General features: G+C 64.9%; 8 protein-coding genes. All 8 read left to right on the top strand.

Going from position 1 to position 13667, the window contains the following annotated elements; translation table 11 throughout:
• Positions 1–66 precede the first annotated feature (66 nt).
• Positions 67–6588, top strand: coding sequence for an Ig-like domain-containing protein (locus EV685_RS20575; protein ID WP_207224762.1), 6522 nt, complete (start codon positions 67–69; stop codon positions 6586–6588).
• A gap of 63 nt (positions 6589–6651) precedes the next feature.
• Positions 6652–7470 (top strand): DUF2442 domain-containing protein, encoded by an 819-nt coding sequence (locus EV685_RS05415; RefSeq protein ID WP_165396715.1) that lies wholly within the window; start codon positions 6652–6654, stop codon positions 7468–7470.
• A gap of 79 nt (positions 7471–7549) precedes the next feature.
• The gene (locus EV685_RS20760) at positions 7550–8026 is read left to right on the top strand and encodes a hypothetical protein (RefSeq protein ID WP_207224761.1); all 477 of its coding nucleotides are present in this window, start codon (positions 7550–7552) and stop codon (positions 8024–8026) included.
• A gap of 129 nt (positions 8027–8155) precedes the next feature.
• A complete protein-coding gene (locus EV685_RS05405; protein WP_130480898.1) occupies positions 8156–8986 on the top strand; it encodes a vesicle formation protein in 831 nt (276 codons plus the stop codon).
• A 35-nt stretch (positions 8987–9021) separates the two neighbouring features.
• Positions 9022–11643, top strand: coding sequence for a hypothetical protein (locus EV685_RS05400; RefSeq protein ID WP_130480897.1), 2622 nt, complete (start codon positions 9022–9024; stop codon positions 11641–11643).
• Positions 11644–11729: 86 nt separating this feature from the next.
• Complete coding sequence (locus EV685_RS05395) at positions 11730–12866, top strand: hypothetical protein (RefSeq protein ID WP_130480896.1); 1137 nt, start codon at positions 11730–11732, stop codon at positions 12864–12866.
• A gap of 101 nt (positions 12867–12967) precedes the next feature.
• Positions 12968–13219: a type II toxin-antitoxin system Phd/YefM family antitoxin gene (locus tag EV685_RS05390; protein ID WP_130480895.1), complete on the top strand. Its 252-nt coding sequence runs from the start codon at positions 12968–12970 to the stop codon at positions 13217–13219.
• 34 nt (positions 13220–13253) lie between these two features.
• Positions 13254–13568, top strand: coding sequence for a type II toxin-antitoxin system RelE family toxin (locus tag EV685_RS05385; RefSeq protein WP_130480894.1), 315 nt, complete (start codon positions 13254–13256; stop codon positions 13566–13568).
• Positions 13569–13667 lie beyond the last annotated feature (99 nt).

Below are 13667 nucleotides of genomic sequence, written 5' to 3'. Positions count from 1 at the left end.
GACGGCACGACGCAGCTGTTTGACGCGGCGGGCAACGCCGTGGCGGGCAGCACGGATCTGAGTGCCATGGACAGCCAAGGCATTGATACCAAGGCCCCGACCATCACCCAGTTCACCTCCAGCACCGACAACGGCAGCTACAACGAAGGCGACACGATCACGATCCAGGCAACGGCCAGCGAGAACCTGCAGGCCGGCGCGACGATCACCGTGACGCTCAACACCGTGCCGGCGACCACGGTGACGCTGACCCGTCATGCCAGCACCGCCAACCTGCTGGAAGGCAGCTACCCGGTGGCAGCGGGCCAGAACGCCGACGACCTGACGGTGGTCAGCTACACGCTGGGCACCGCATCGGCTGCGCCCAAGGACGTCGCAGGCAACGCGATGATCAGCACGGCTCAGCCGGCTGACAGCAGCAACATCGGCGGCCTGAAGAACCTGGTGATCGACACCACCGCGCCGACGCTGGTCATCAGCGACACCCAGGTGTCGGGCACCGCCACGGGCGATGTCACCTACACCTTCCAGTTCAGCGAAACCGTCACCGGCTTCGATGCCAGCGACGTGACCGTCACGAACGGCAGCAAGGGCTTGTTCACGGCGGTGGACGGCGACACCTACACGCTGGTCGTCAGCCCGACGGCAAATGCCCAAGGTGCCGACATTGGTGTCAGCGTGGGCACCGGCCTGAGCGACGTGGCGGGCAATGCCATCGCATCGACCACCACGGCGGCGGCGCAGGCCTGGGATCGGAAGTTGCCGACCATCACCCAGTTCACCTCGACCAAGGCTGACGGTGCCTACAAGGTGGGTGAGGCCTTCGTGATTCAAGCGACGGCCAGCGAGAACCTGCAGGCCGGCGCGACGATCACTGTGACGCTCAACACCGTGCCGGCGACCACGGTGACGCTGACCCGTCATGCCAGCACCGCCAACCTGCTGGAAGGCACCTACACGGTGGCTGCGGGCCAAAACGCCGCCGACCTGACGGTGGCCAGCTACACGCTGGGCACGTCATCGGCTGCGCCCAAGGATGACGTGGGCAACCTGATGACCAGCACCACGGTGCCGGCGGCCAGCAGCAACATCGGTGGTCTGAAGAACCTGGTGATCGACACCCAAGCGCCGACGCTGGCCATCAGCGACAGCCAGGTCTCGGGCACAGCCACGGGCGATGTCACCTACACCTTCCAGTTCAGTGAAACCGTCACCGGCTTCGGGGCGGCAGACGTGACTGTCACGAACGGCACCAAGGGTATGTTCACCGCGGTGGACGGTGACACCTACACGCTGGTCGTCAGCCCGACGGCCGATGCCCAAGGCGCCGACATCGGCGTGAGCGTGGGCACTGGCCTGAATGACCTGGCAGGAAACTTCATCGCATCGACCACCACAGCGGCGGTACAGGCCTGGGATCGGAAGTTGCCGACCATCACCCAGTTCACCTCGACCAAGGCTGACGGTGCCTACAAGGTGGGTGAGGCCATCGTGATTCAAGCGACGGCCAGCGAGAACCTGCAGGCCGGCGCGACGATCACCGTGACGCTCAACACCGTGCCGGCGACCACGGTCTTGCTGACCCGTCATGCCAGCACCGCCAACCTGCTGGAAGGCACCTACACGGTGGCAGCGGGCCAAAACGCCGCCGACCTGACGGTGGCCAGCTACACGCTGGGCACTGCATCGGCTGCGCCCAAGGATGACGCAGGCAACCTGATGACCAGCACCACGGTGCCGGCGGCCGGCAGCAACATCGGTGGTCTGAAGAACCTGGTGATCGACACCCAAGCGCCGACGCTGGCCATCAGCGACAGCCAGGTCTCGGGCACGGCCACGGGCGATGTCACCTACACCTTCCAGTTCAGCGAAACCGTCACCGGCTTCACGGCCGACGACGTGAACCTCACGAACGGCAGCAAGGGGACGTTCACGGCGGTCGATGGCGACACCTACACGCTGGTCGTCAGCCCAGCGGTGGATACCGAAGGCGCCGATATCGGCGTCAGCGTGGGCACCGGCCTGAGTGACGTGGCGGGCAATGCCATCGCGTCGACCACCACGGCGGCGGTACAGGCCTGGGATCGGAAGTTGCCAACCATCACCCAGTTCACCTCCAGCACCGTCAACGGCAGCTACAACGAGGGCGACACGATCACGATCCAGGCAACGGCCAGCGAGAACCTGCAGGCCGGCGCGACGATCACCGTGACGCTCAACACCGTGCCGGCGACCACGGTCTTGCTGACCCGCCACGCCAGCACCGCCAACCTGCTGGAAGGCACCTACACGGTGGCAGCGGGCCAAAACGCCGCCGACCTGACGGTGGCCAGCTACACGCTGGGCACTGCATCGGCAGCGCCCAAGGATGACGTGGGCAACCTGATGACCAGCACCACGGTGCCGGCGGCCAGCAGCAACATCGGCGGTCTGAAAGACGTGGTGATCGACACCCAAGCGCCGACGCTGGCCATCAGCGACAGCCTGGCCTCGGGCACAGCCACGGGCGATGTCACCTACACCTTCCAGTTCAGTGAAACCGTCACCGGTTTCGATGCCAGCGACGTGACCGTCACGACCGGCAGCAAGGGGACGTTCACGGCGGTGGACGGCGACACCTACACGCTGGTCGTCAGCCCAGCGGTGAACACCGAAGGCGCCGACATCGGCGTCAGCGTGGGCACCGGCCTGACCGACGTGGCGGGCAATGCCATCGCCGCGATCACTACGGCGGACGCGCAGGCCTGGGACCGCAAGGCCCCGACCATCACTCGGTTCACGTCCAGCAAGACGGATGGAGCCTACAAGGCGGGTGAGGCCATCGTCATCCAGGCGACGGCCAGCGAGAACCTGCAGGACGGCGCGACGATCACCGTGACGCTGAACTCTGGGGGCACCGCACTCTTGACTCGTGTGACCGGCTCCGCCAACTTGCTGGAAGGCACATACACCGTGTCAGCGGGCCAGAACGTCGCAGACCTGTCGGTGGCCAGCTACACGCTGGGCACCTCGGCTGCCGCGCCCAAGGACATCGCGGGCAACCTGATGACCAGTACCGCATTGCCGACGGGCAGCAACCTTGGCGACTTGAAGAATCTGGAGATCGACACGGTGGCACCCACGGGGCCGAGCGTTGTGTTGACGCGTGCCACCGACAACTTGCCCACCAACGAGTGGACCGTCGCAGCCACTCAGGCGACGCGCATCGCGTCTGCCACGGGCCAAGGGTCGAACAACCGGATCACCGTGGCCGCCACATTGACGGGCGACATGACAGCCGAAGGATGGTTCAAAGCCGACGCACCGACCGCATCGGCAACCCAGCACCTTTTCTACGTCGTTGGCCCCAGTGGTCCGTATGAGCTCTTCATTCGAAACGGCGAGCTGCTGACGTGGAGCACCGGTGCCGGTGACCAGAGAGTTGATTTGAACGGCAGTGCCGCCGGCACAGGCAGTTTCACCTCCACCGACTGGAACCACTTTGCAGTCACGACCAACGGCAGTGGTGGCTGGGTGGTTTACCTGAATGGCACACAGGTGCATAGCCAATCGGCCATTTCGATGTCATCGACGGCGACATCTGTGACGGTGTATGCGGGCAACCACAAGGATGCGACCACCACTTCCTCTGGTAGCAACAACAGCTTCAACGGTCTCGTGAGCAGCATCGAACTGTGGGACACACAGCGCACGGCAGCGCAAATCACACAGGACATGCTGACCGTCTCCAGCTCCGATGCCAACCGCAAGGGTGCATGGCTGCTGGGCAGCAGCAACTCGACCAACGAGGTGTCGGGTGGTTCTGCCGCCACGTTGGGCTCGGCCACGTCGCTGGCTGCCATCAACCGCACGTTTGTCAGTAACGATGGCACCCAAACCCTGAGCGGCACGCTGTCCGATGTTCTGCCGGAGAACCACAAGGTGGTTGTCCTCTCGGGCGATACCGTGGTCGGTGAAGCCAGCCCCACGGGAACCATTTGGACCATCACCACATCCGCACTGAGCCAAGGCGTGCAGTCGCTCACCGCAGCGGTGTCAGACCGCGCGGGCAACTTGGGGCCGCGCAGCGCCGTCTATTCAGTCAACATCAACTCGGTGGTGTCTCGTGTGGACCTGGATGATTCGACCGCAGACACGCAAAGCCGCTTTGCACAACTGTCAAACGAAGCAGCGGATATCGCCATTGCGCCCAAGATGGCGCTGACTGCCGACGACGACATCAGCTCGATCGAGGTGAGCATCGGTGGGACCATCAACACCGATGTGCTGAAGCTCGGTGCGATCAGCTTGACGCTCAACGGCAGCGCTCAGTCCGCCAGCAACGTCACTGTGGCCGGGGTGAGTGGGGTGAACTGGAGTTACTCCGGTGCCAGCTCTGTGGTGACCTTGAGCAGGAACGGCGGGGGGGCCTTCACGGCCACCCAAGTGCAGCAACTGGAAAAGGCCTTGACATTCACGACGGCGGAACTTGATCCGTCGTCTCCGGTGACATTTGGATTCAAGCGCTACGACCTGATTGGCAACGCCAGTGAAACGGCCACGGTTGACCTCGATGTCGTCACGATCATGTACTTGGATCTCTTGGCCGATACTGCTGAAGCCGATTCGGGACGCATTGGCGGTACGGCCAGCGATGGCATCACCGCTGCGGGTGTGTTGAAGGTCTCTGGCGGCGGCACCCAGTGGCAATACACCTTGAACGGTGGCGCCACGTGGGAGTCGGTGAGCAAAGCCGAAGGCCTCAAGGCCAGCTCGGCCTGGGACGGTGTGAAGGTCGATGCCAATGCGGCCCGCATTTATCTGCCCGAAGGCTCGTACACGGTGGCCAATATCCAGGTGCGCAAGTCGGAAGGCAGGGATGTGGCCAACATCGGCAACATGGCGGCGTCCACCACGACCCTGTTGGTGGACTGGTTCACCAAGACCAAGACGATGACAGAAATCTTGGTGGACGGCAGAACCGGTGGCTCCGACGGCGCAGGCGACAGCATCTTGGTCAATGGCAGCAGCGCGAGAGAGGTTCTGACGCTCAATCACCTGGGATTGGTGCAAGGCTTGCAAGCCGCCGCCGCCAGACCCGAAGACGTGACCTTGACGTTCAGCAACGAAACGAACGTGACGGTCTACCTCAGCGGCAGCGCACTGTCGTCTGGCGGAGTCGTGTCGCTTGCGGACGTGAACAGTGGTCTGGTGACCTTGGCCTACAACCAGGACGCGGCCAGCTTGATCTCCGGCGGAGCATTTGCGCGTGTTGACTTCACGGTCAGTGAGGCAGCGACCTGGAACGGCTCGGCCTCGTTCACCAACACCTTGAATTTCAAGTTCTCGGACAACCGGGTGGTGATTTATGGGGATGCCTCAGGCAACGGAGCGCAATCGGGCGTTAATGACATCACTGTATATTCGAATACACGATTTGACGGTGTTGTGGCTCAAGCCGGCCAAGCTGCGCCCGATAAACTGATGGGTGGCTCTGCAAATGACGTTATCTTCGGCGATGGTTCGGGTGGTTCCGGTGCTAATTCGCCTACCACGAACAGAAATATCAGCGGAGGCGCAGCAGGCGGAGCAAGCGACCATATCTTTGGCGGTGCCGGCAGTGATCTGATCTTCGGAGATGGATTCAATGGGGCTAATGGCGAAAACGTTAGTCCATTTTCCGATGGCACAAACGTCATTGGTATTGTTGGTGAGTTTGGTGGCGGTGGCAGCAACAATGTCTATGGCAGATGGTCATCATCGAACTCCATTTCAACTTCCGTCGGATCCACAACCGGCGGAGGCGGTGCGGGTGGTCTGGCCGACGGAGCGGGTGGAACGGCGCTTCTGGGCAATACAGCGGGTGGTTCTGCATCTACCTATGTTGTTTCGGGCTTTAACTTTCGAATCGGCGGCTTTGGCGCAGGCGTTCAAAAGGACGGGCTCAACACCAATGCCGTGATCGTGGAGGACACGCTCAGTTCCGTGGGCTCTTGGCAGTTCAACACGCCAGCCAGTGGCCAAAACTCTGCTGCAAATGTGGGTTCGGTCTACTCGCAGATGGATTCGAAGCTCCTCAACAGTGGCACGACCTTTACCGGATTGACATCCGGCGTGGGTGATGACGTGATTCATGGCGGCAGGGGCCACGACAAGATCGCAGGCGGCAACGGCAGCGATCGAATCGTAGGCGGCCAAGGCAACGACCTCATGTGGGGCAATGGCGGAGGTTCCAACGGCGCCAACAATGACACCTTCGTCTGGCAGCGCGGCGATGCGGGCAGCACCGGTGCGGCCGATGAGATCCGGGACTGGAACGCATCCAGTATGAAGTTGGACATCTCTGGTTTGCTGGAGAACCATGCGGCGCTCAGCATCACCGGCTTGGCGAACTGGGTCACGGTCAGTGCCGCAACAGCCGGTGAGATCAACACCAGCATGGGGCTCGGATCGACTTTGGGCGGTGGCGGCGTCAAGCTCGTGATCGACGTGGACGGCGTCGGCGGCAGCTCGGTGACGCAGACCATCTACCTGCGTGGCATCACGTACAACGCCGCGACGATGGACCTGGCCACGAAGTGGACGGGGTCGAACTGGCTGATCGTTTGACGGCAGCACGCTGATCGAGAAAGGGGCCAACGGCCCCTTTCTTTTTTCTGGATGGTCGTGCGCATGCCATTGCTTGCGACCCTGCTGCCGCCGCTGCATGGCCAGACGCTCGTGTTCATCGGCCTTCCCGTGATTCGGCAGGCGCGCGAGTGTGCGTTCGTCGCCTGCCTGATTCGGTGTGATTCCTACCCATACATGTCATTGAAGGGCCGTTCGCCCTCATTGAGACTGACCGGAAATGCTCACTTGACCGGTTCTTTTTCAAAGACGGTCATGGCCGATTGCACTGCGGGATGGGGCAACAGCGGGAACACGCACATGACCATGACAGAGGACGACGACCAGCACATCTGCCATGCGCCGCATGAAGAGGCTCACGAGCCTCTGCAGGTCCGGATGCCTGCGCTCAAGTCAACGGTTGGGCATCGATCGGGCGACCCGATCGATGCGGGCATCCCGGGCACGTCGGGCACGTCAGGCACCTCGGTTGGTTCGGGCCTGACACGCGAGCGCCGGGCCACGGGCCCGTTGTTGATGCCCTTGCCCCGCGCCGTTTTCGTCAGCTACATGAGCGGGGGTCTGATCCATGTCGGGCTCGACAACCACTGTGCCTTCGTCTTCCCAGCCAGCCGGGTTCAGGCGCTGGCAAGCGCACGCGCCATCGAACTGCGGCAGGTCTGGATCGAAGCCGACGGTCAGCAACTTCATTGGCCCCGCATGCGGGCGCGCGTGTCTTTGCCTGACCTGATGCGAGGCATCTTGGGTTCACCCGGATGGATGCGCCAGCAGGCCTTCCGGATTGCCGCACCCAACGTGCCGAGCGTGTCCAAGGCGACCCCCAACCGCAAGGCGCGTACACGCCCGGCCCTGTCGAACGACTGAAGGCGCGGGAGGCCCTGGCGCTGCCCGCCCGATCCCCGCGCACCTTTTCTTTCACGTCATCGTCAAGAGGAGACGATCCATGCCAAACATGCAGAAGCACCTGGAGGTGCACGCGGTTGATCCGTTGACCACCAAGCGCCGCACGACCTTGCCGATGACTGTGGGCCTGCCGCCGCAACAGCCTGTCGAGGCCGTTGCACCGTCCACGCTGAACGCCGATTTGCCCACGATCCGGACCTTGCTCGCGCCGGGCACCTCCCAGGGGGCTGCCGATGGCATGCGGCGTCATGTTCAGGCCCGTCGAGAGGCTGTGCGGCTTGAGCGTGAAGGCGGTGAATCGCTGCTCAATCACAGCCCGGAATGGATGGCCGCGATCGGTCGCCTCGGCGGGCAATCCAAGTCAGCCGCCAAGTCGCGTGCGGCACGCCTGAACGGGGCCAAGGGTGGCCGGCCCCGCAAGACCGATCCCCTGGTCGACGTGGACGCTGAGACGCGCCACGAGGTCGTGCACATCGAGGCTGGCAACAGCCTGCCGGCATCGGGTGCCAAGCGCTGATCGTCTGATCCCTTGCGCCACTGACCCACTGACCCTCTGATCCTCTGATCCCCTGACCACGTTTCCCGCATCGGCCTGTCCTGGGCCGAGACGCGGCCTTGCTGTCTTCTTGCCACACAGGTGAACCCGATGTCCGCTGCGTCCCATTCGATCGATGCCGAAGAAGATCACAACTTCTGGCCCGGCTATGTCGACACCCTCGTCAACATGGTCATGTTCCTGATCCTGCTGATCGTCATCCTGGCGATGGCCGTGATCTTCTTTTCGGCCCGTGCGCGGTTTGATGCGATGCAGACGCAACAAGGTCCGGTGACCGATCAGCCGATCGATCCGACCCCTGCGCCGATGCTCTATCCCAACGAGAAGCAGCCTTTGCCCGGCGAGGCCGACCGGCGTCCGAACCAGCCGACGCTGGAGGACATGACCAAGATGGTCGACGAGCTGAAGAAGAAGCTCTTCCTCGCCGAGCAACGCTACAAGCCCGTCCTGAACCCGCCGCAGGCCAAGGAAGAGCGCGAGGTCAAGGACGCCAAGGGCGAGCAGACGGTCGAGGCCACGCAGCCCAAGCCGGTGGCCGATCCGAAGGGCGTGCAGGAGTTCTCTTTGCGGCCCACGGCGCTGATCGTGAACTTCAAGCCGGGCGCTCTGGACCTGAATGCCGAAGAGGCCGACCGGCTCGCGCAGTTGTTCGCCCGTCACTTCGACACCCAGGCCAACCCGGGCCAGCGCTACCTGATCTCCGCAGAAGCTGCCGAGGGCCTGAGCGAGTCCTCGCGCATGGCCTATTACCGCGTCACCGCTGTTCGCAACCGCCTGATGGGCGTGGCCGGTGTGCCGCGTGACGCCCTGCAGCAGCGTGTGTTCATCGTGCCGACGTCCGAGGTCAAGGGCACCGAAGCGCTGTCGGTGCGCATCACGGTGATTGCGCCTGTGGCCGCCACGCCGGCCGCGTCGAACTGATCGGCCGAATCTCCTCCACGACACAGGGCACGACCATGATCCAAGAGCCACTGACGTGCCGCAGCGATCGCGCTCGGCCGACCACCCGCCGCCGTCGCGCCATGGCCGTGGCAGCGGCCTTGGCATGGACCTTGACGCTGGCAGGCTGCGGCGGCGGGTCATCCAAGAATGACTCGACCTCCGGGACCCAGAACACGGTCACCACGGGCAAGGTCACGCTGACCGGCGTGGTGTCCAAAGGCGTGATGGTCGGTGCCGTCGTGACGGCCCATCCGGTCAAGGACGGCGTGGTCGACACGGCCACCGTGCTGGCCCGTGGCATCACCGTGGCGGGCGGACGCTACACCTTGCCCGCCTTCGATGCGCCGCTGGGCAGCCCGGTGATCGTGCGTGCCCAGGTGGTCGACAAGACCGTGCACACCGATGAACTCAGCCGCCAGGTTGTGCCCTTGCCCACGGGCTTCGAGATGCGCTCGGCCATCGTGCCGCAGGTGGCGGACACGCCGTCGCCCTTGCCCGTCAGCATCACGCCCTACACCGAGATGCTGGTCAACGCGGCCGAGTCGGGTGCCGACAAGCTCGACAAGGCCAGCATCGACCAGGGCAAAAGCGCGGTGACGCAGTTGCTGGGCTTCGATCCGGTGGCGACCGATGTCAATGGCATCGCGGTCGCCAACAGCACGGCGGTCAATGCCTATGGCCTGATGCTGGCAGCCGTCTCGCAACTGGCGACCCAGTCGGCGGCGCTGGGATGCGGGCAGACCGATGCCGGTGCGGCCATGGCTTGCACGGTCGGCAAGCTCGCCGACGCCGCGCAGCTCGACAGCGTCCAGCTCCAGCTTGGCGAGGTCGATGTGGGCGCAAAGCTCTCGGCGGCGGTGAGCACCGTGGCCGGCAATTCGACCGTGACGAACGCGGTTGATGTGTCTCAGACGGTCGACGGCGTGACCCAAAGGCTGGCCTGCGTGCCCGGCAGCCTGACCAACCCCTGCGAGGTGGCATCGGTCGACCAGACGGTCACGGGCGTGGCCGCCGCCAAGGCCATGTTCGCGGCCATGCGCACGTCGATGGACGGCTGGATGTCGCGCGGTGGCACGGCGGGGAGCGGACGGCTCAACCAGGATGCACAGGCCTTCGAGGCCGCCGTGACCGGCGCACAGGTGCCGCTGGACCAGGTGGAGCAGGATCTGGCGGCGATCAAGCTGGGCATCCGGCTCTATGAGGACCACATGGCCGGCCGGTCGGACGTGATGAGCAAGGGCGCCCGGCCCGGTCTCGCGGACGGGTATGACCGCACCTTGGAGACGAACGGCACCTACTGGCCACACGGCGGCACCTGGGCGGACAACGCGATTGGTTGCATGCTCTACAAGGCCCCCAATGTGGTTGCGACCTCAAAGGAGGACGTCGCCTTCATCGGTTGCCGGTCTTCCGTGCGCACCGAGATCGAACGTGTCCAGCCCAACGGCATGACCCCCGGCACGATCCGCCTCACGGACTGGCGACACGGCTACACGATCACGCCCAAGGGGGTCACCAGCGCCGGGAATCTGCAGTTCGACTACACGACGTCCGCCTCCAAGCGGGTCCGCGCGCGAACGTGCACCGGCAGCGTCTTTCCGTGGAGCCTTTCGGGGTGCAACGCCCAAGCCGAGGTTGTGGACGAGCGGGTCGATCTCCAGCTGAAGCCCGACGGCACGGCCCGTGGGTACTCCGGCTCGATCATCGTCTCGCCCTCGTCCTCGGTCCCTGCGGGCCTTGTGGTGGAGGTCACGGGTGAGATGCCCGGCCTGATCGACGGCGTCAACGGCGCGCTGCTCAGTGACCGCCAGTCCGTCACGCTGACCGCCCGGGACGACGGCAGCGTGAGCAGCATCGCCACCGTGAGCGGCGAGGTGAAGGTCTATGCCAGCGCAGCCGCCAGCACGCCCATCGGCACCTTGGCGATCGCCCCGAACAGCCAGATCACGTTTGTCGCCGCCAACGAGGACGGCTCCCGCCCGATCAGCGGCCAGACCGCCACCGGGCGCGAGATAAACACCGCCCGTTTCGGCCTGTCGTGGACCACGCCCGGCGCTGCCTTGAGCGGCACCTTGACCGTCAACAGCAGCGGCTGGGACCGTTCGGGGTTTCAAAGGGATGCAACGAGCCTGATGTTCAACGGCAGGCTCGACCAGATCCAGGCCGGCGTCGCCCGACACTGGATCACCGCCGACCTGTCGATGTCGACCACCGGCTATGACCAGCACGACGTGACCTTGCCGGTCAGCGCCAGCAACCCGGCCTATCGCATCGCCGCGGACTTCTCCGGCACCGTGACGCCGACCGATGGCAAGCCGCCGTTTTTCCTGAGCCTGAACACGTCCAAGGCGTCCAACGAGGCCAACCCGACCTCGCTCACCGGCACCCTGCGCATGGGCACGGCCTCGGCGGCCAAGGTCAACATCCAGCTGTCGGCCAGCGTCGATGCGCTGGGCGCGCAGACGTGGACGCTGCATGAGACGGTCCAGGACGTGACGTTGACGCTGCAACCGCACCAGCGCAGCACGGCGATCCGCCAAGGCAGCGGACAACGGCAGGTCGGCACGATCGACCTCGACCGGCGGCGTGCCAGCTACGTCGACGGCAGCTTCGAGTCGCTGGACCTCGGCCTTTGACGGCAGGGCCCGGGCATCCGGGCCACCGCCGCTCGGTGGTCGGTCGGGTGGTCAGCTGGGTGGCCGGCGGGCTATTGGTCCTGGTCATGCCCGTGCAGGCCGGCGAGGGGCCATCCGATGCACCGGCCGATGCCTGGGTGTTGGGCATCCGACTGGATCACCACGACGATGCCGCGCCCCTGCGGGCCCATGGCGATGACGACGAGGTGCGGCGCCGCCTCGACCCCCGGCCCGGTCGCAACCGGGCCTGGATCGATGACGAGGTTCGCGCCGAGCGCCGCTGGGGCGCGTGGACGCTCGGCGCCCTGGCGCGCAGCCGCGTCGACATCCGGGTCGACGCGTCAACGCTGGACCTGATCGGGCATGTCGAACGGGATACGGCGGCCTCCCCGCAACACCGGGCCTGGAACGTGGACGCCCGCGCGGTCGGCTTTGCCGGGCGTGGTCTGGCGCTCGGCTGGCAGGCCGGAAGCCTCGATGCCGAGGCCGATGCTGGCTCCGGCTGGTTGGAGGTTCAAGGCCTGCAGCTCACACGCTGGATCGAGCAGCGCTGGTCCGGCGAGGTGGTGCAGGACCCGGCCGACGGCCGCTACGCCGTGCACCTGCAGAGCTGGCGACGGGACGACCGCCAGGTCGCCCCCTTCCTCGCGCCGCCCGACCCGCACGGTCAGGCCCTGTTGCTGGCCGGCGGCCTGCGCTGGCGGTTCGCGCCCGACTGGCAATTGACCGCCTCTGTGCATGACCTGGGCTGGCTGCGCTGGCGCGGCATCGTCGAAGAGCAGACCGTCGTCTCCACCGACACCGAACAGCGCGACGCCGACGGCCGCGTGATGCTGGCTCCGTTGATGCAAGGGCAGGTGCGCGCTCGCCGGGCCTGGGCTGCCGCGCCGGCCGGGTCGCAGCTGCGGCTGGAATGGCGGGCGTCCGCACGGCACCACCTGTCCTGGACGACACGCGGCGGTGCGTCCGGCTTCGGTGGCCCCCAGTTCGGCTGGCTGACACGGCTGTCTCCGGCCCACGCGGTCGAGTGGACGGCCTTGGGCCCGCGCTGGCCGGTCCGGCGCTGGGGCTTGACGTGGCAGGTCTTCACGCAGGCGATGGGCAGCGCATCCGGCCCCGGGTCGACGGCCTGCTCGGGCTGGACGATCGGCCTGGCAACGGATCGCCTGAGCGCCGACCGGCGCAGCCTGTCGGGGCAGCTGGGGTGGCGAGCTTGTTCCTGATTCATCCCAGCCGTGCCATCCATGGTCCCCCGTCGGTTTCGGTGCGACCTTGACGACAGCAATATTTGTAGCCATATTCGGTGCTTATTTTGGAGCTGAAAATGGAAGCCATCTTTGCCGACGTCACCGTGAGCATGTCCGAGTTCAAGAAGAACCCGGCGGCCGTGCTCAGGGAGGCCAATCACCGTCCGGTGGCCGTGCTCAACCACAACCGTGCGGCGTTCTACATGGTTGAACCGCGATTGTTCGAGGCGATGATGGAGGAGCTGGCCGACCAGGACCTCTATCGCAAGGCAGCGATTCGGCTGGCCGAGAAGTCGCGAGCGGTCGAGGTGGACATTGACGACCTTTGAGGGCAAGCCGACGCACACGTACAAGCTTCGCTTCATGCCTGAGGCGCTGGACGAGTGGCACAAGCTGGATGGCTCGATCAAGGCCAACTTGAAGAAGCTGCTCGTCAAGCGCCTCGATCACCCGCATGTTCCTGGCGGCGAACTGCATGGGCCATTGGCCGGTTGCTACAAGATCAAGCTTCGACAACAAGGCGTTCGTTTGGTCTATTCGGTCGAAGACGACCACCTGCTGGTGACGGTCATTGCCGTCGACAGGCGGGAGGATGGCGTGGTGTACGAATCGGCGCTGTCGCGACTTTCCAAAGCTGCTGCGACGTTGTCTCAGGTCCTTCGCGACAAGCTCAAGTAGGCATCTCGGTCGATCGGCAGGTGCGCCCCCCCTCGCCACTCACCCCCACATAAGCCCCCCGAACCCGCACTTGTTTGCCGGATTCGTCGCGACCCTCGC

It is taken from the genome of Sphaerotilus mobilis (genome assembly GCF_004216565.1).
In the GTDB taxonomy this organism is placed as follows: domain Bacteria; phylum Pseudomonadota; class Gammaproteobacteria; order Burkholderiales; family Burkholderiaceae_C; genus Sphaerotilus; species Sphaerotilus mobilis.
The sequence above is the reverse complement of the archived record's forward strand: the minus strand, read 5'-3'. Positions and strand labels throughout refer to the sequence as shown.